Source organism: Kitasatospora sp. NPDC058478, from assembly GCF_042720345.1.
In the GTDB taxonomy this organism is placed as follows: domain Bacteria; phylum Actinomycetota; class Actinomycetes; order Streptomycetales; family Streptomycetaceae; genus Kitasatospora.
Genome location: NZ_JBHXML010000020.1, coordinates 96,259 through 115,357 on the forward strand (window position 1 = coordinate 96,259; position 19,099 = coordinate 115,357).

A 19,099-nucleotide genomic window follows, 5' to 3' on the forward strand; every position below is an offset into this window, starting at 1 on the left:
CCCGGTGAGGGCTCCCGGTGGGCGGGGCCGGTACCGATGGGGAGTGGCACATGGAGCGGCAGGAGCGGCGGGCGACGGAGGAGTTCCGGCTGGCGGCGGTGTTCGACGTGGTCGACCCGGTGACCGGCCCGGGGTTCGCGCCGGACCGGCCGGTGGTGGAGGACGAGGAGGAACGGGCCGCGCTGGTCGCGTACCTGCGGGCCGGGGCGGCCGTGCTGATGACGCCGATGCTCATGGACGACGTCTTCGACGCGTACCGCCGGGGTGTCGTCCCGCTGAACTACCGCACCGACGGCGAGTGGATCTGGACCGACACCGTCACGTACTACCTGGAGGAGTACACCGTCGCGCCGGAGCCAGGGCTCCTGGCGTACCTGCGCGAGCGGGGCGCGGACCGCCCGGAACCGGACGCGGCGACGCTGGAGCGGGCGGTCGCCTTCATCCTCGACCCCCCGGAGCCGGCCGAGCCGGTGTGGCGTGTCGACGGCAGCTGAACCCGCGGGGCCCCGCCGTCCGTGAGTACGGAAGGGACGTGTCCGTCGTACGGCCGGTGAGGGTCGCGGCGGGGCCGTCCCTGCCGAGCATCGTCATCGAGGGCCAGGGGGCCAGGGTGGGCAAGGACCGGAGCGGCCGGGGGAGTCGGACGGAAGGGGCGGAGGGCGGAGGGATCCAACTGCCCGCCGTGGCATGGGTCGTGCCCGAGGAGTTGGAGGCCCGCCCGGCGTCGTCCGCGAGCGTTGCGTCCGCGAGCGCTGCGTCCGCGAAGGCGGAGCCTGCCAAGGCCGAGCCCGCGGCGGTGCCCGCCGCCGGCGCCGTGCCCGCCGTCGAGGCCGCGAAGCCTGCCACGGTCGCTGCTGCCGCGGCCGCCGAGGCGCCCGCCGGTGTGACCGCCGTCCCCGGCCCGTCCCCGGCCGAGGAGGAGGGCGTCGGGCCGCGCCGGATCTCGCGGCCGATGGTGGCCGCGGCCGTGATCGCGGGCCTGGTACTGGTCGGGGTGCCGCTGGGCATCGCGAAGTTCGGCGGGGACGACCCCGGTCCGTCCGGTGCGGACGGTCCGCCGCCGGCCGGGTACACGCAGCAGGACGGCGGTAACGGGTTCGTCCCGGGTGCCGACGCTCCGGGGAACCCGGTGGGCGAGCAGCCCGTGCAGGTCGCTCAGCCGGTCGAGGGCCCGCCGCCCGGTGACGCCGGCGCGGCGGCGGCCGGTGGGGCGGCCGCCGCGGCCGGCGGTGCCGTGCCGGACCAGGGCGGCGGCCAGGCCGTACCGTTCGCGGGTCGGGTCCCGGCGGGCGGCGGTGCGCCGTCGACCAGCGGGAAGCCGGACGCGGGCAAGAACGCGGGCGGCGGTGCACCGGCCAACCAGGGCGGTGGCGGCGGTGGCGGCGGTGGCGGTGGTGGCGGTGGCACCGCGGCGGGAGGCGGAGGCGGAGCCCCGCAGACCCAGCCCCAGACGCAGAACCAGCCCCAGCCGCCGCCCGCCGCCGCCCAGCAGCCGGCGCCGTCCGCGCCCGCCCAGCCCCCGGCCAAGCCCGCGCAGCCGGCCCCGCCGCCGGCGCCGAGCTTCGCCGCGGTGGCGGGCCCGGGGTGCAGCGGCGGGGGCGCGCAGGCGCGCGGCTGGTACGACAAGGGCCAGGAGGGCTGGCGGAACAACTCCGGCGGCTACTCGGGGGACGGCTGCAACGGCGGCTACTACTCGATGCCGATGTCGGGTGACGCCAACAAGGACCACGACAACTCGGTGGTCTGGACGTTCTCCACGGGGTCGGTCACCACCGGCACCTGCAAGCTGGCGGTGTACGTGCCGAACAGCGGGGACGTCAAGGCGGTCGGCGGAACGTCGTCCCTCTACACGGTGCAGAGCGGTTCGGGGTCGGGCTCCTTCAACGTCAACCAGGTCGGCAACCGGGGCCAGTGGGTCACGGTCGGCCCCTTCCAGCTCAACGGCGGCAAGCTCGCCGTGACGCTGCACGACCGCGGCCAGGACTGGCAGGGCAGCGACAAGCAGACCTTCGCCCACCACGCCGCGTCCGCGATCCGGGCCAACTGCACCGGGTGACCCCGCTGCACCGACGTACGGCAGCACCGGCACGACAGCCAAGAACGACGGAGGAGAACGCACCATGACCCGCCATGTGCTGACGGTCAGTGCGGAGCAGCGCGACGGCGGTGGCTACCGCACGATCGGCGCCGCGCTGGAGGCGGCCCGCAGCGGCACGGTGATCAGCGTCCGCCCGGGCCGCTACGAGGAGAACCTGGTGATCACCAAGATGGTGACCATCACCGCCGAGGAGGCCCGGGGCAGCGTCCGGATCTCGCCGCGGCGGGGCGCGGTGGTGCAGGTGGTGGCCGAGGCCGTCCAGCTGACCGGGCTGGTGCTCCAGGGCCAGGACGAGGAGCTGCCCACCGTCGACGTCCCGCGCGGCCAGGCCGCCCTGGAGGACTGCGAGGTGGCGGGCAACTCCTGGACGGCCGTGCTCACCCGTCAGCAGGGCGCCCTGGCGATGCGCGGCTGCCGGGTCGTCAACCCGGCCGGGGCCGGCATCGTGGAGACCTCCACCGGCTCCAGCGTGATCGAGGACTGCGTGGTCGAGCACCTCGGCAGCTCCGCCGTGGTGATCGGCGAGCGGGCCAACCCCGTGATCCGGGGCTGCGTGCTGCGCGACGCCCGGGGCAACGGGGTGTGCGCCAACGGCGAGGGCCGCGGCTCGATCGAGGACTGCGAGATCTCCGCCACCGACAAGCCCGGCATCGCGCTGGAGGAGAACAGCACGACCAGGGTGCTGCGCACCACCGTCCGGGACGCCTCGATCGGCATCTACCTGAGTTCGACCGCCCAGGTGCTGCTGGAGGACTGCACGGTCAGCGCCACCCGGGGCCACGGCCTGGTCCTCACCGGCGGCACCGACCCGGTGGTGCGGCGCTGCCGCACGATGCGCACCAAGGGCCACGGCATCCACGTCACCGGCCGCTCCCGGGGCACCTTCGAGGAGTGCGAGGTGGCCGGCGCGGAGGCGGCCGGGATCGTGGTGGACGAGTCCTCCAGCCCGTCGCTGACCCGGACCGCGGTCGGCGACAGCGGCGAGGCGGGGGTGGAACTGGTCGGCGAGAGCGCCGCCGAGTTCGACCGGCTGGAGGTGCGCGGCGCGGGAGGCGCCGGGGTGAGCGTGCGGGACGGTGCCAACCCGCTGCTGCGCCGACTGGACATCGCCGACGTGCGCGGCCACGGCGTCGAGGTGCTGCGGGAGGGCCGCGGGCGGCTGGAGTCCTGCGTGCTGGGTGCGACCGGCCGGGCCGCGCTGCTGGTGGCCGACGGCGGCAACACCCAGGTCGGTGGCACCACGGTCCGCGGTACCGCCGCGACCGGCGCGCCGGGGACGGCCAAGACCGCAGGGACCCCGGGGATCGAGGTCGGTCCGGGCGGCGTCGCCTCGCTCCGCGACTGCGACGTGGCCGAGTGCACCGGCGACGGGATCGTGGTCGAGGACGGCGGCGAGCTGACCATGGCCCGTTCCCGGGTGCACGGCAACCGCCGGCACGGCGTGCTGCTGGCCGCCGGCAGCCGGGCCGCCCTGACCGGCTGCGAGCTGGTGGGCAACACCCGGGACGGGCTGCGCGCCGAGTCCGAGGAACCGATCCGGATCACCGGCTGCACCGTCACCGGCAACCGCGGCTCGGGCCTGTGCCAGACCAGGCCCAGCGAGCGGCTCTCGGTGGAGAACCTGACCAGCCGGGACAACGGGCGGGCCGACAGCCACGGCACCGCGACCGCCGGCGCCGACGACCTTCCCGCCGCCGCCCGCCCGGCCGGCGCGCCCGAGGCCGACGGCGCCGAGGCCGAGGCCGAGCGCCCGGCCGACGACCTGCCGCCGCCCGAGCCCGAGGGCCCGCAGGCGGCCCTCCAGGCGCTGGTCGGCCTGGAGGGGGTCAAGGAGCAGGTCGCCACCCTGGTCAACCTCAACAAGCTGGCCCGGCGCCGCGAACAGGCCGGGATGCCGGCCCTGCCGATGGGCCGGCACCTGATCTTCGCGGGCCCGCCCGGCACCGGCAAGACCACCGTCGCCCGCCTCTACGGGGCGATCCTCGCCGAACTCGGCGTGCTGCGCAGCGGCCACCTCACCGAGGTCGCCCGGGCCGACCTGGTGGCGTCCATCGTCGGCGGCACGGCGATCAAGACCACCGAGGTGTTCCAGTCGGCGCTCGGCGGCGTGCTGTTCATCGACGAGGCGTACACGCTGTCCGCCGGATCCGGCGGCGGCACCGGGCCGGACTTCGGCCGCGAGGCCATCGACACCCTGGTCAAGCTGATGGAGGACCACCGCGACGACGTGGTGGTGATCGTCGCCGGGTACTCGGACGAGATGCGCTCCTTCCTCGGCTCCAACCCCGGCCTCGCCTCCCGGTTCAGCCGCACCGTGGACTTCCGCAACTACTCGGCGGAGGAACTGGTCACCATCGTCGAGCGGGCCGCGGTCGGGCACGGCTACGAACTCGCCGACGCCACCCGGGAGGTGCTCGGCACACACTTCACGCGGATGCCCAAGGGCGCCGACTTCGGCAACGGCCGCGCCGCCCGCAAGGTGTTCGAGGAGATGGTGGACCGTCAGGCCTCCCGGCTGGCCGAGCTGGCCGACATCACCGACGCCGACCTCGCCCGACTGCTGCCCGAGGACCTCGGCGAGGAGCACTCCGACGCGGCCCGCGCGGCCGCGGCCGGCGGACCGGGCGCCGAAGGCGGCAGCGACCTGCTCGACCAGCTGCGCGCCATGGTCGGCCTCACCGCCGCCAAGGAGCAGGTCGAGAACCTGGTCAACCTGATCACCCAGGCCCGCCGCCGGGAGGAGGCCGGCCTGCCCACCGCCCGGATCAGCCACCACCTGGTCTTCGCCGGCCCGCCCGGCACCGGCAAGACCACCATCGCCCGGCTCTACGGGGCACTGCTCGCCGAACTCGGCGTGCTGCCGCGCGGCCAGCTGGTCGAGACCGCCCGGGCCGACCTGGTCGGCCGCTACATCGGGCACACCGCCCAGCTCACCCGGGACGCCTTCGAACGCGCCCGGGGCGGCGTGCTGTTCATCGACGAGGCCTACACCCTCACCCCGCGCGGCGGCGCCGCGAGCGGCGACTTCGGCCAGGAGGCGGTGGACACCCTGATGAAGCTGATGGAGGACCACCGCGACGAGGTCGTGGTGATCGTGGCCGGCTACCAGGAGGAGATGCAGGGCTTCCTGAGCTCCAACCCCGGTCTGGCCTCCCGGTTCCCCCAGCAGATCGCCTTCGACCACTACAGCGCGGACGAACTCGTCACCATCGTGCGCCGCCAGGCGGAGGAGGCCGGCTACGTCTGCGCACCGGAGACCCTGGCCCTCCTCGGCGAGCTGTGCGCGGCCGTCCCCCGGGACCGCAACTTCGGCAACGGCCGCTTCGCCCGGCAGACGCTGGAGGCGATGGTCACCCGCCAGGCGGGGCGGCTCGCCCGGCTCGACGTCGGCGACCTGTCCGAGCTCAGCCTGCTGCTGCCCCAGGACATCCCCGGGCTGCCGCAGGGGAGCGCGGTGTGACCGGCGCACCGGGCCGCCCGGCCCGGGCCGCCGCGGCCGCGCTCTGCTGCGGCGCCCTGCTGGTCCCGGCCGCCCCCGCCTGGGCCGCCCCGAGGCCCGCCGCGACCTCCGCCCCGACGCCGGCCGCCACCTCGGGCACGGCCGCCACCTCAGGCGCGGCCGATCCGGCCGCGCTGCCCGTCATCGGCCAGAACCGGGGTGCCGGACGGCCGGACGGCTGCGTCAAGCCCTCCGACAAGGGCACCGACCGGACCCCGTGGGCGCAGACCTACCTGCGGCCCGAGGCCGCCTGGCAGCTCAGCCGCGGCGCCGGGGTGACCGTCGCCGTGGTCGGCTCCGGGGTCGACCCGGCGTCCGGGGTCCTGGAGGGCCGCCTCACGCCGGGGCCGCGTGAGTACGGCCCCGGCGACTCCACCCGCGACTGCGTCGGCCACGGCACCTTCCTCGCCGGGCTGATCGCCGCCCGGCGCCAGGACGGGATCGGCTTCGCCGGTCTCGCCCCCGAGGCGCGGATCCTCGGCGTGGCCGTCACCGACGACGTGGGGAACACCACCCCGGCCCTGCTGGCCAAGGGCATCCGGGACGCGGCCGACGGCGGCGCCCGGATCATCGCCGTCGGCCTGGCGCTGTCGACGGGCGAGGCCGAACTCGGCGACGCCGTCCGCTACGCCGGCGGCAAGGGCGCCCTGGTGATCGCTCCGGCCGCCCCCGACGGCGGCGGCGGCTCCCAGTCCTCCCCGAACTCGCCCCCCGTCGCGGCCTTCCCGGCCGCCCTCCCGGGCGTCCTGGCGGTCTCCGACCTGGCGCCCAACGGCGCCCCGCCCAGCGGTGCGGCGGACGCGGTCCGGGTCGACCTGGTCGCCCCGGGCGACGCCGTGCTGAGCGTCGGCCCCGGCGGCAAGGGCTACTTCACCGCCGCCGGGCCCAGCTTCGCCACCGCCCTGGCGGCCGGCACCGCCGCCCTCGCCCTCGCCTACCGGCCCGACCTCACCCCGGCCCGGCTCGCCGACCGGCTCCGGGCCACCGCCTACCACCCCGGCACCGCCCTGCCCGACCCGCACCTCGGGTACGGGACCGTCGACCCCCTGGCCGCCCTCAGCGCCCCCCTCCAGGACGGGCCCCCGGCCACCCCCGGGCCCGCCCTGGCGGTGTCCCTGGTCCAGTCCCCGCCCCCCGACCCCGCTGCCCGGCAGGCCACCCTGATCGCCGGCGGGATCATCGCCGGCGTCACCCTGGTCGTCGGCACCGCCGTGGTCTGCGCGACGGGCCGCCGCCGGGCCTGGCGCCCTGGCCGCTGGTCGGTCTGACGGGCCGACGGGAGCCCTCCGCGCCCTGGGCCGGCAGGGCGGTGCGGGGCCGCCCGTGCCACCGACACGGGCGGGGCGTTCAGGCCCTGTCCGGCCGGTGGTGGACGCTGCCCGCCACCGGGCGGCGGTGCCGCCCGTGCCGTGCAGGCGCCGGGCTGCTCGATCCGGGCTTGGGCGTGTCTGACAATTCGCGGCGGATCAGCGCGCGGCGGGAATTGTCAGACACGCCCTAGTGGAGGGCGGCGGCGGCGTGGGGGCCGGCGGCGGGCGGGGCGAAGTGCATGCCCTCGGCGACCAGGGCGGTGAGGTCGAGGTAGGCGCGGCGGGTCTTGGGGCGCAGCTTGGCCGGGTCGAACTCCCCGCCCAGAGCCAGGTGTTCGTCGAAGGGGAGGACCACGACGCCGCGGCAGCGGTTCTCGAAGTGGGCGACGAGTTCCTCCACCCGGATCGTCCGGCCGCTGCTGCGGACGCTGGAGATCAGGGTCACGCTGCGCTGCGCCAGCGAGCCGTAGCCGTTGGTGTACAGCCACTCCAGGGTGGCGTCGGCGCTGCTCGCGCCGTCGATGCTGGTGGTGGCGGTGATGACCAGCTGGTCGGCGAGGTCGAGGACGGCGCGCATGGAGCTGTGCAGCAGGCCGGTGCCGCAGTCGGCGAGGATGATCGGGTACTGCCGGGCGAGCAGGTCGACGAGCCGCCGGTAGTGCTCGCCGCTGAAGCTGTTGGCGATCGCCGGGTCCGAGTCGTTGGCCAGGACCTCCAGCCCGCTGGGGGTGAGCGAGGTGAAGCGGCGGACGTCCATGTAGCCGGTGATGGTGGCCTCGGCGGCGAGCATGTCGTGGACGGTGGCCCCGGTCTCCCGGTGGACCCGCTTGCTGAGGGTGCCGGTGTCCGGGTTGGCGTCGACGGCGACCACCTTGTCGGCGCGGATCTCGGCGAGGACGGAGCCGAGCGCCAGGGTCGTCGAGGTCTTGCCGACACCGCCCTTGAGGCCGATTACCGCGATCCGGAAGGAGCGGTGGAGCGGGGTGCGGATGGCCGCCGTCAGCCGTTCCCGTTCCCGTTCCCGCTCTCCCCGGCCGAGGCCCAGGCCGGCGGGCAGGCCCAGGGTGCGGCGGCCCCGCCGTGCGGCGGGGGCCTGCGGCGGCGCGGAGTGCGGGGTTTGTGGGGCCAGTGGGGCAGGCATGACCGGTATGGCCGGAAGCGCGGCCTGGGGGAGCTGCGGCAGCAGGGCGAACGGCTCCGGGGGCAGCGCGGCCGGGGCCGGCCGCGCCTGCGGGGGCACCAGGACCGTCCCGAGCACATCCAGTGGCTGCTGCCAGTCCGGCCCGGCGAGGTGTCCGGCGGGCGGCGCGGCACTCGGGACGGCGCTGGGGATGGCGGGCGGCGCGGCGCTCGGCCCGGCAGCGGGGACGGCGCTCGGGATGGTCGCCGTTGCGACGGCCAGGGCGCCGGCCGCCGGGAGGACGGGGCCGTAGTCGGGGGCGAGGTCCCAGTCCGGGCCCTGCGTCAGACGGTGCACCCGCCCGGTGTGCGTGTGGTCGGCCGCCATGTGTTCGCCTCCTGCTCGCCGTGTCGGCCCTGTCTGGTGCACCGGATTCCGGCGCCCCCCGCGCCGGCCGGGTACGGGGCCGTCCGATCGGTTCAACGGCCCGGGCCGGGAGCACCGTTCAACGGGAGCGCGGGACGCTGCGGCCCGCTCGCGTCCCACCCCCCTCGGGAAGGGGCTCCCGGCCGTGCGCGGCCCAGCACGGCCCGGTGGAGCCGGGCGACGTCTACGGATGGCGGGCCGGTTCCGGTTCACCCGGCGCCGTCGCCGGGGCAGGGTGAACCGCCCCCGGCGGACGGCCCGTTGAGCGGGTCGGGGCGCGCACTGTGCCTCCCCCGCGCTTGGAGGACCTGATGGGCACCACCCCCCACCGCATCGGCCGCCCGGCCTGCACCCCCGAGCACCGGCCGGTCGGCTAGGTCCTCTCGTTCGGGCCTCGTCGCCGGCCGAACCGGTGTGCGGGCGGCAGCTGAGCGGCAGCTGCCCGGCCGTACCGGAAAACCCTCTGCTGGACCGGCTGTCAGTAGATACCGTCTTCGGATGGCACTCGATGCGGAACGAGTGCCATGCAGGAGCAGCCGGCGTGACTCCCGTGGGACGGGATGGGGGAGGGACAACGATGGATCCGGACGGGCCGGACGTGCGCGAGGTCGTCGCGGCGCTGGTACGGCAGGAGGAGCCGAGCAGGCCCGGGCCGCCCGCGCTGGTGGTGCCCGAGGGCACGGCGGAGGAGGTGACCGCCGCCGCCCGGCGGCTCGCCCTGCGGGCGCTGCCGACCGAGCGGTGGAGGCCGGAGCCCGCACCGGGGCTGCGGGAGCTGGCGGCGGCGCTGGTGGTCGACGAGCACCCCTCGGCACCGGCCTGGTCGGCGGTGGAGCGGGAGCAGCTGGCGACCTGGGTCGCGGTGCTGATCGAGCACCGGGGGGAGGACGGGGTCCAGGAGCTGGTGCGCGTGCTCAACGAGGCCTGAGGGGCGGCCTGGTGGCCACGGGATGGGCGCGGGGTGGCCGCGAGATGGCCGGGAGGTGGCCGTGCGGAGTCCTGGCCTGCGGCCCGGCCGTGCGGGGCCGGGGCGTTGGCGGATCGTTGGTGCGGCCTTGGCGGCTGCGGGCAGTCTGCTGCTTGTAGCCGCCGGGGAAGTCCGGTCGGTGTGTCGCCCTGCCCTTGCCCGATCTGAGAGGCCGCGCGTGTCGAAGCAGCCCGTCGCCCAGCCCACGTCCGTCGCCCAGCCGCCCGTCGGCCCGCCGGCCGGCACGGACCCGTCGGCCACCACGGGATCCGCCCCCGCGCCCGGCACGCCGAAGGCGGCCCGCCCGACCCTCGACCCGGACACGCTCGCCGAGATCCACCGGCTGCACGGCGGCTACCTGCTGCGCGCGCTGCTGCGTGCCACCGGCGGCGACCGGGGCAAGGCCGAGGACATCCTCCAGGAGACCCTGCTGCGCGCCTGGCAGCACCCCGAGGCGCTGGCGGCCGGTGCCGAGCAGAGCCGCCCCTGGCTGTTCACGGTGGCCCGGCGGATCGCGATCGACCACTACCGGATGGCCGCCGCCCGCGCCAAGGAGGTGATCGGCGAGCCGCTGGAGGACCGTCCGCTCGCCGAGGACCCGTACGAGCAGGTGGTCGTCGCCCGGGACATCGCGCTGGCCCTGCGCCGGGTGCAGAAGCACCACCGCGAGGTGTTGGTCGAACTGCACCTGCGGGACCGCTCGGTGGTGGAGGCGGCGGCCCGGCTCGGGGTGCCGCCGGGGACGGTCAAGTCCCGCAACTTCTACGCGATCCGGGCGCTGCGCCCGGTCCTCGCGGCGGAGCACGGCTACGGCCCGGCCGACGGCCGCGGCCAGGCCGCCGCGCTCGACCGCTCGGGTGCCGCCGTCTCGCGCTGACCGCTGACCGGCTTCCCGCTGACCGGCCTCCGGTGACCGCCTCCCGGCGACCGGGGGCGGACGCCCGGTGGCCGGTCAGTGCCGGCGTGGCGAGCGCGAGTTCAGCGACTCCTCCAGGCTGGTGGTGAACTCGCTCTGCACCCCGGCCAGTTGATCGTGGCTGCGGAAGCGGTCGAGCGCCGAGCGCAGCCGGTCCAGGGCCTCCGGTTCACGGCCGCGGCTCAGCAGGTAGGCGGCGTGCGACTGTTCGGCGATGGCCTGGAGGTAGAGCAGGCCCGCCTCCTCGCAGCCGGCCAGCAGCCGGTGCCAGGCCAGGTCGACGGTCTCGCTGCGCCCCTGCGGGGGCAGGGTGTGCGCCTCGGTCAGCATCGACCAGAGATGGATCGAGGTGACCGGGCGGGCGGGCAGCAGCTCCCTGGCCTCCCGGGCCTGCCGCAGCGCGCCCTGCCGGTCCCCGGCCAGCATGCTCACCCAGCTGTGGTGGACCAGGGCGACGGCCAGCGGCCGGGGGTCGCCGGACTCCACGGCCAGCGCGGCCGAGCCGGACGCCAGCCGGGCGGCCTCGGTCGCGCTGCCCAGGATCGCGGTGATCAGCGACTGGGTGGCGAGCGCGCGGGCGTACGCGGCGCGGCCCGCGGGCCCGGTCGCGGACTCGCCGGCGGCCACCGCCCGGCGCGCCGCCTCGGCCGCCTCCTGACGGCGCTCCAGCCCGAGCAGCGCGTTCGCCCGGGAGCCGTGCAACTGGGCGGCGGCCAGCTCGTCGCCGCACCGCTCGGCCGCCCGGACGCCCGCGCGCAGACAGCCCAGCCAGTCGGTGAACCGGCTGGAGCCGTAGTACAGCGGGCCGGCGGCCTGAGCCAGCCGCCAGACCCGGTCCGGGTCGTCGGCGGTGCTAGTGATCAGCGCGCGGATCGCGGGCTCCTCGGCCTGGAACCAGTCCAGTGCGGCGCGGATGCCGTCGGCCGGCGGCAGGGCCCGCGGCGGGTGGACGAGCGTGTCGAAACCGTCCTGGCCCGGCTCGATGAACTCGCCGCCCTGCCGCAGCGCCGCCTGGTAGTAGTCCAGCAGCCGCTCCCGGGCGAGGCGCCGGCGCGGCTCGGGCTGCTCGGCGAGCAGCCCGGTGCTGAACAGCCGGACCAGCTCGGCGCGGCCGTAGCGCCCGGGCGCCGCACCGGTGAGCAGGTGGTGGGCGGCGAGTTCGCCGAGCGACCGGCGGGCGGTGGCCGGGTCGGTGCCGAGCACGGCGGCACTGGTCAGGGTGTCCACCTCCCGGCCCGGGTGGGCGGCCAGGAGGGTGAGCAGCTCGGCGGCGCCGGGGGAGAGGCGGCGGTACGTCAGGAGGAGTTCGGTGGTGACGCCGGTCGCGCCGTCGGCGTCCAGGACGGGCAGCCTGGTCTGCTCGTCGGCGAGTTCGGCGACCAGTTCGGCGATCGTCCAGTCCGGGCGGGTGGCCAGCCGGGCCGCGGCGATCCGCAGCGCCAGCGGCAGGTGGTCGCAGAGCCCGGCCAGTTCGGCGGCGGCGGCCGGTTCGGCCCGCAGCCGGTCGGGGCTGAGCGCGCGCTCCAGCAATCGCAGCGAGTCGTCCTGGGGCAGCGGGGGCAGCCGCAGCAGGGCCGCACCGTCGGCGGCCACCAGCCCCTCCAGCGAGCCGCGGCTGGTCACCACGGCGGCGCAGCCGGGCCCCTGCGGCAGCAGGTCGGCGACCTGGTCGGCATCGGCGGCGTCGTCCAGGACCACCAGCAGGCGCCGCCCCCTGGTCCGGTCGCGGTACAGCGCGGCCCGGCCGTCCCGGTCCTCGGGGACGGCGCCCTCGGAGACCCCGAGGGCCCGCAGGAAGCCGCCGAGGGCGGCCTCCGGGTCGGCCGGGCCGGCCGGGTCGAGGCCCCGCAGGTCGGCGAACAGCTGCCCGTCCGGGAAGTGCGGGGCGCGGCGGTGCGCCCAGGCGGTGACCAGCGCGCTCTTGCCGGCCCCGGCCGGTCCGACCACCAGGGCCAGGCCGTCACCGGCGCGCTCCGGGCCGCACTCGCCGTCCAGCCAGTGGCTCTCGCCGTCCCGGCCGACGAAGTCGACCGGGCGGCGCGGGAGTTGACGGGGCACCCGGGGCGCGGCCGGAGGAGTCGCCGAGCGGGCCGGGGCCGGCTGCTCGGCCCGGCCCCCGGACAGCACCTCGGCGAGCGCCGCCTGGAGCGCCGGGCCGGGCCGGATCCCCAGCTCGCGGTCCAGCCGCACCCGGGCCTGGTGGTAGGCGGACAGCGCGTCCGCCGGCCGGCCGGCCTGGTGCAGGCAGCGCATCAGCAGCGCCACCAGCTCTTCGCGCAGCCCGTCCGTCCGCACGTGCTGCTCCAGGGCCGGCACCGCCGCCACCCCGCTGCCCTGGCGCAGCCGCAGCCCGGCCCAGCTGAGCACGGCGGCGGTGCGGGCCTGCTCCAGCTGGTCGACCACGGCCGCGCGCACGGCGGTGTCGGGCAGGTCGGCCAGGGCCTCGCCGCGCCACAGCCGCAACGCCTGTTCCAGCAGCGCGATCGCCTGCGCGTCCGCCGTGGCGCAGCCGAGCCCGGCCTGTTCGGCGGCCCGGTCGGTCAGCGCCTCGAAGCACAGCGCGTCCACCTCCTCGGCCGGACCGGCCAGCAGGTAGCCGGACGAGCGGGTGTGCAGCACGAACGGGGTGTCGGCGATCGCCTTGCGCAGCGCCGCCACGTGCCCCTGCAAGGCGGCCCGGGCGCTGGCCGGCGGCCGCTCGCCCCACAGCAGCTCGCAGAAGCCGTCCACCCCGACCACCCGGCCCAGCCGCAACGCGAGCAGCGCCAGGATCGCCCTGCGCTGCGCCCCCGGCAGCGAGGCGAAGCCGTCCGCCCCGGCCCGCAGCTCCACCGGGCCGAGGAGCCGAATCCGCACCAGTACCCCCACTTCACCCCACGACGGGCAGGGCGTCCCCCCGCCCCATTGATGTCCCGGGCGTGCCCCGGGGTGGAGCAGTGTAGTGCCCTGAAGTGTCCTGTTCGCGCCAGATCGCCCGCTCCCCGGGCGCCACCGGGTGGCGGCGCCCGGCGCAACGGACGTCGAGCCCGGGCCCTGCGGAACCCGCGGGGCCCGCGTTCGACCCGACAAGATCCACAAATCCCGAGCAGACCCCATCCGGCCGCGTGCACGTGACCGGACCAGGCCTATCCTCTGACGACGCCGGGAAGACGCCGGAGGTTGTCGTCGGCGGCGGATCCGATCGGCGACAGGGGAGGAGAGGGCCGCATGCACATCGACCTGCTCGGGCCGGTCGCCGTACGACGGGACGACGGGACGACGGTCACACCCTCGGCCCCCAAACGCCGCGCCCTGCTGAGCACCCTCGCCATCCGGCTCAACCAGACCGTCGGCACCGACGAGCTGATCGAGCTGGTCTGGGACGGCGACGCGCCCCCCACCGCCCGCGCCGCGCTCCAGGGGCACGTCGCGGCCCTGCGCCAACTGCTCGACTGCCCCGGGCTCACCCTGGGCACCCGCGGCGCCGGCTACCTGCTGGCCGGCGACCCCGACCGGGTGGACCTGCTGCACTTCCGCGGGCTCTGCGACCGGGCGGGCGTGCTGCGGCCCGCCCCGGCCGCGCCCGCCGCGAGCACCGAGCCCGAGCCGCACGATCCGGCCGTGCCCCTGCTGCGCGCCGCCCTGGACCTGTTCCGCGGCCCGGCCCTCGTCGACTGCGGGTCCGTCCTGCTGCGCGAGCGCACCCTGCCGCACGTCACCGACCTGCGGCTGCGCGCCCTGGACCGGCTCGCCGAGGGCCTGCTCGGGGCCGGCCGCGGCGGCGAGCTGGCCGCCGAGCTGGCCGAGGCGGCGGCCGCCCACCCGACCCGGCAGACGCTGGCCGCCCGGCTGGTCCGCTGCCTCGACCAGGCCGGCCGCCGGGACGAGGCGGCGGCCTGGTACGACCGGGCGGTGGCCCGGCTCTCCGGCCCGCCCGGCCCGGAGCTGCGCCACGCCGGTGAGCGGTCGGCGGACGGCCCCGAGCGGGACGGGCTGCCCAGACCCGCCCGGCTTCCGAGGCGCGGTGCGCCGGACCGCAGGTTCACCGGCCGGTCGGCCGAATTCGCCCGGCTCGACGAGGCCCTGGCCGCCGCCGTCCGCTCCGGCCACCCGATCCTGGTCACCGGGCCGGCCGGGGTCGGCAAGACCAGCCTGGTCCAGCACTGGTTGCAGCGGTCCGCCGAGCACTTCCCCGACGGAGTCCTGCACGCCGAGCTGGGCGGCTTCGACCCGGCCGGGCCCCGCGAACCCGCCGACGTGCTGGCCGGGTTCCTGCTCGCCCTCGGCGAGCCGGCGGGAGCCCTGCCCGCCTCGCCCGAGGAGCGGGAGCAGCGCTACCGGGAACTGCTGGCCGGCCGCCGGCTGCTGATCGTGCTGGACGACGCGCGCTCGTACGAGCAGCTCGCCCCGCTGCTGCCCGACCCGCCCCCGCCGGGGGACGGGGCCGTCGGGACTCCAGGGGACGGGGACACCGGCACCCCCGTCGTCGTCGTCACCAGCCGCAGCCGGCTGCGCGACCTGCTGGTCCGCGACGGCGGCATCCCGCTCCCGCTGGGCGTGCTCGGCGCCGAGGACGCGGCCGAACTGCTCGCCCGGACCCTCGGCCCGGCCCGGGTCGCCGCCGAACCGCAGGCGGCCGCCGACCTCGCCGCGGCCTGCGACCACCTGCCGCTCGCCCTGCGGCTGGCCGCCGCCCGGCTGGCCGCCCGCCCCGGCTGGACCCTGGGCGACCTGGCCGCGGAACTCGCCGACGAGCAGACCGGCCTCGCCACCCTGGCCGGCACCGACCGCGGCCCGATCGGCGTCACCACCGCCCTGGACCACACCTACCGCACCCTGCCGCCCGCCCCCGCCCGGCTGTTCACCCTGCTCGGCCTGCACCCCGGCGCGGTGATCGACACCGCCACCGCCGCCGCGCTCGCCGACCTGCCGCCCGCCACCACCCGCACCCTGCTGACCCGCCTCGACGCCGTCCACCTGCTGGAGGAGACCACGCCCGGCCGCTACGCCCGGCGCGAGCTGGTCCGGCGCTACGCGGCCGGGCAGGCCGCCGAACTCACCTGCGACGACCGGTTCGTCGCCCTCGACCGGCTGATCGCCCACTACCTCGCGGTCACCGCGGCCTGGACCACCGGAGGCTGGACCACCGCGGCCTGGACGCCCGAGGGCGGCGGCGCGGCCCCGGCGGACGCGGCCGCCTGGTTCCGCCGCGAGGAGAGCGCCCTGCGCGCGGTGGTGGTCTGCGCCGAGCAGTTCGGCCGGACCGCCGAATCCTGGCAGCTCGCCCACCGGATAGGCCTGCTGTACGAGACCACCGGCCACGACCGGACGCACTGGCGCGCCGTCACCGAGGCCGGCCTGCGCGCCGCCCACGGCTGCGCGGACCAGGCGGCCGTCGCCCGGCTGGCCACCGACCTCGCCGTCCTGCACGTGGACCGCGCCGCCCACCGCACCGCCGTCCAGCAGTTGGAACGGGCCGTGGCCGCCGCCGACCGGGCCGGCGACCAACTGCTGCGCCACCACTGCCGGGCCCGGGTGGCCGGTGCACTGCTGCGGGCCGGGCGCTACGACCAGGCCCTGCCGCTGATGACCGACCTGGTGAGCGCGGCCCGCACCCCGGCCGTCGGCGACCTGCTCGTCCGCGCGCTCACCGACCTCGCCGACGCGCTGGTCCTGGCCGGCGCCCCCGGCCCGGCCCTGGTCCACGCCGACGAGGCCGTCCGGGTCGCCACCACCCGTTCCGGCGCCGAGGCCGTCCTCGCCACCCAGAGCCGGGCCCGCGCCCTGCAGGCGCTCGGCCGCCGCGACGCCGCCCTGTCCACGGCCCGACTCGCCGTCGCCCTGGGCCGCACGGTCGGCGACACCGGGCTGGAGTCCCGCACCCACGGCCTGCTGGCGGACCTGCTGTGCGAACTGGGCCGTACCACCGAGGGCGCCGTCGCCAGACGGCAGGCCCGGGCCCTGGCGGCGGGGGAGCGCTGACGGTGCGCCGCCCCGCCGCAGCAGCAGCCCTGTCCCGCCCGTACCGCTCGCCCTGCCCGCTCGCCCTGTTCGTCCCGTCCGATCGGCGCAACCACAGGCGGAACTATGGGCAGAACCAGCACGCGCGGCCGTCCCACCAGCGGGTGGGACGCCGCGGCCCGCGCCGGGGTGCCCGGCGCCTGAGCTGGGCGCTCGATGCTGGGAAAGAGCTGGGTACGAGGCATACTTCTGCCCGGGAATACTTCTGCCTGGGACGGTCGATCAGGCACAACGCCTGGCAGAAGTAACGGCGCTAGCAGGGGCGGGACATGACGGCTGTGAGCGGCACGGGAACGGGCACGGACTCCGAGGGGGCCGGCGACTTCGGCCGCCTGCTGGCCGGGCACCGGGTGGCGGCGGGCCTGACCCAGGAGGAGCTCGCCGCGGCGGCCGGCGTCAGCCTGCGCGCCGTCGGGGACATGGAGCGCGGCCGCACCCGGGGGCCGCAGCGGCGTACCGTCCGGGCCCTGGCCGAGACGCTGGGCCTGGACGCCCCGCAAACCGCCGCGCTGGACCGGGCCGCCCAGTGCGGCCGCCCCCGGGGGACCAGGCCGGTGTCGGCCGCCGCCCCCACCCGTGGACCGGCCGCCCCCGCCCCGGCCCCCGTCGGACCGGCCGAGACCGGGGACGCCGCGCCCGCCGCCCCGCTCGTGCCCGGCGCCCTCGCGCTGCCCCGCGACATCGCCGACTTCACCGCCCGCGAGGACGCCCTCGCCCTGCTGGCCGAGCTGGCCGAGGACGACCGGCCCGCCCACCCCCGGGTGGTGCTGATCAGCGGTCAGCCCGGTCTGGGCAAGACCGCCTTCGCCCTGCACGCCGCCCACACCCTGGCCCCCTTCTTCCCCGACGGGCAGCTCTCGCTCGACCTCGGCGGCATGGCCGCCACCCCGCTCTCCGCCCGCGACGCGCTCGGCCAGGTGCTGCGCGCCCTGGGCGTCGCCGACAACGCCGTGCCCGCCGGGACGGAGGAGCGGGCCGGCCTCTACCGGGCCCTGGTGCGCGAGCGCCGGCTCGTCCTGGTCCTGGACAACGTCGCCGACGAGAGCCAGGTGCGCCCGCTGCTGCCCGGCTCCGGGCCCGCCGTGACCCTGGTGACCAGCCGCAACGCCCTGCCCGGACTGGAGTCGGTGCTCCGCCTGCGGCTGGACGCCCTGGCCCCGGGCGAGGCCGCCGACCTGCTGGCCCGGATCGCCGGCCGCGAGCGGATCGACGCGGCGCCCGACGCCACCGCCGAACTGGCCCGGCTCTGCGGCTACCTGCCGCTCGCGCTGCGCATCGCCGGGCAGCGGCTGGTGGCCCGCCCGCAGCAGCCGGTCAGCCATCTGGTGCGCCAACTGGCCGCCGAGGAACACCGGTTGGACCTGCTGGAAACCGGGGACCTGGCCGTCCGCCCGGCCTTCGCGCTGTCCTACCGGCGGCTGCCGGCCGAATCCCAGCTGGTGCTGCGCCGCTCCGCACTGACCGCCGGGCACGACTTCACCGCCGCCGTCGCCGCCGCCTACGCGGGCCTGCCGCCCGGCCGGACCGAACTCGTCCTGGAGCAGCTGATCGACGCCGGGCTGGTGCAACTCGCCACCCCGGAGCGCTACCGGCTGCACGACCTGGTCCGGCTCTACGCGGGCGAGCGGCTCGACGCCGACGAGGGCCCCGAGGCGGTGGCGCAGGCCCGGGCCAGGGCCGGTGACTGGCTGCTGAACCGGGCCGCCGAGTACGGCCTGCGGTTCGACCCGGACCACGCGACGGCGGACCCCGACGCCGACCCCGACGCCGACGCGGACCGGACCGGCCCCCCGGTGCCGCTCACCGAGGCGGCGCGCTGGCTGGAGGAGGAGCACCCGGAGTGGCTGGCCGCCCTCCACCAGGCCTTCGCCGCCGGCCGGCACCGGGAGGTGATCGACACCGCCGAGGCCATGCACTGGTTCTCCGACCGGCTGCTGAGCTGGGACATCTGGGCCGAGGTCTTCCAGTTGTCGGTCGACGCGGCCCGCGCCTGCGGCGACCAGCTGGCCGAGGCCGTCCACGTCAACTACCTGGCGTGGACGTACGTCACCTGCCTGCACCGCTACCAGCGCGGCATCGACCTGGCCAACGAGGGGCTGGAACTGGCCCGCCGGATCGGCGCCCGCGAGCAGGAGGGCTGGGCGCTGACCTACCTCGCGGCGGGCCTTCGGCACCTGCACCGGCACCGGGAGGCCATCGACGCCTACCACCGGGCCGCGGACGCCTTCGCCGCCGTCAACAGCCGCGCCGGCTGGATCGGCCGGCTGGTCACGCTGCGCGGCGCGGCCAACTGCCTGCGCGACTCGGGCCGGGCCGAGGAGGCGGTGGAGTCCCGCCGGCGCGCGCTGGCCGGCGCGCTGGAGCTGGTGGAGCGCTGGTCCTCGCCGTTGATGCACCTGGCGGCGGCCATGACGGCCCACGAACTCGGCCTGGACCGCGCCGCGCTGGGGCGCTGGCCGGCCGCCGAGAAGGCCTACCGGCAGGCCCTGACCCACTACGAGGAGGTCGGCCGGCCGGACAGCATGACCAAGACCCTCACCGAGCTCGGCACCGCCCTGATCGAGCAGGGCCGCGCCGAGGAGGCCCGCGAACTCCTCACCGAGGCGCTCACCGACCTCAGCGCGGACGGCCCCCGGCAGGGGCGGCGCCGGACGGGGTGAGGTCCGCACTAGTGTCCTGAGTCTGGAATTTCATTCATAAATATAGACTTGGCCTATGGCGCGGACGGGTCGACCAAAGGTCGAGTTGGTGTTGTCGGACGAC

General features: G+C 77.0%; 10 protein-coding genes. 8 read left to right on the forward strand and 2 right to left on the reverse strand.

Features of this window, described 5'->3' with window-relative positions:
- Positions 1 to 50 precede the first annotated feature (50 nt).
- The 4 genes from ACFWPT_RS13720 (at position 51) to ACFWPT_RS13735 (ending at position 6,865) form a co-directional block, all read left to right on the forward strand.
- On the forward strand, positions 51 to 494 hold the full coding sequence (locus ACFWPT_RS13720; protein WP_380481839.1) for a hypothetical protein: 444 nt from the start codon (positions 51 to 53) through the stop codon (positions 492 to 494).
- Between the two features lie 188 nt (positions 495 to 682).
- On the forward strand, positions 683 to 2,056 hold the full coding sequence (locus tag ACFWPT_RS13725; protein ID WP_380481841.1) for a hypothetical protein: 1,374 nt from the start codon (positions 683 to 685) through the stop codon (positions 2,054 to 2,056).
- Between the two features lie 64 nt (positions 2,057 to 2,120).
- Positions 2,121 to 5,558: a right-handed parallel beta-helix repeat-containing protein gene (locus ACFWPT_RS13730; RefSeq protein ID WP_380481843.1), complete on the forward strand. Its 3,438-nt coding sequence runs from the start codon at positions 2,121 to 2,123 to the stop codon at positions 5,556 to 5,558.
- On the forward strand, positions 5,555 to 6,865 hold the full coding sequence (locus ACFWPT_RS13735; RefSeq protein WP_380369969.1) for a S8 family serine peptidase: 1,311 nt from the start codon (positions 5,555 to 5,557) through the stop codon (positions 6,863 to 6,865). Before ACFWPT_RS13730 ends, ACFWPT_RS13735 begins: the two co-directional genes overlap by 4 nt.
- 229 nt (positions 6,866 to 7,094) lie before the next feature.
- Here the strand turns inward: ACFWPT_RS13735 and ACFWPT_RS13740 are convergent, their stop codons facing one another.
- Positions 7,095 to 8,414, reverse strand: coding sequence for a MinD/ParA family protein (locus ACFWPT_RS13740; RefSeq protein ID WP_380481846.1), 1,320 nt, complete (start codon positions 8,412 to 8,414; stop codon positions 7,095 to 7,097).
- A 616-nt stretch (positions 8,415 to 9,030) separates the two neighbouring features.
- Between ACFWPT_RS13740 and ACFWPT_RS13745 the strand changes: the two genes are divergently transcribed.
- Complete coding sequence (locus ACFWPT_RS13745; protein WP_063350555.1) at positions 9,031 to 9,381, forward strand: hypothetical protein; 351 nt, start codon at positions 9,031 to 9,033, stop codon at positions 9,379 to 9,381.
- 217 nt (positions 9,382 to 9,598) lie between these two features.
- The gene (locus tag ACFWPT_RS13750) at positions 9,599 to 10,297 is read left to right on the forward strand and encodes a sigma-70 family RNA polymerase sigma factor (RefSeq protein ID WP_063350556.1); all 699 of its coding nucleotides are present in this window, start codon (positions 9,599 to 9,601) and stop codon (positions 10,295 to 10,297) included.
- Positions 10,298 to 10,372: 75 nt separating this feature from the next.
- Here the strand turns inward: ACFWPT_RS13750 and ACFWPT_RS13755 are convergent, their stop codons facing one another.
- A complete protein-coding gene (locus tag ACFWPT_RS13755) occupies positions 10,373 to 13,192 on the reverse strand; it encodes a BTAD domain-containing putative transcriptional regulator (protein WP_380481848.1) in 2,820 nt (939 codons plus the stop codon).
- A gap of 351 nt (positions 13,193 to 13,543) precedes the next feature.
- On the opposite strand from ACFWPT_RS13755, the gene ACFWPT_RS13760 reads away from it, so the two are divergent.
- Together ACFWPT_RS13760 and ACFWPT_RS13765 are read left to right on the forward strand one after the other, a co-directional pair.
- On the forward strand, positions 13,544 to 16,297 hold the full coding sequence (locus ACFWPT_RS13760; RefSeq protein ID WP_380481850.1) for a BTAD domain-containing putative transcriptional regulator: 2,754 nt from the start codon (positions 13,544 to 13,546) through the stop codon (positions 16,295 to 16,297).
- 308 nt (positions 16,298 to 16,605) lie between these two features.
- The gene (locus tag ACFWPT_RS13765; RefSeq protein WP_380481852.1) at positions 16,606 to 18,996 is read left to right on the forward strand and encodes an ATP-binding protein; all 2,391 of its coding nucleotides are present in this window, start codon (positions 16,606 to 16,608) and stop codon (positions 18,994 to 18,996) included.
- Positions 18,997 to 19,099: the final 103 nt, after the last annotated feature.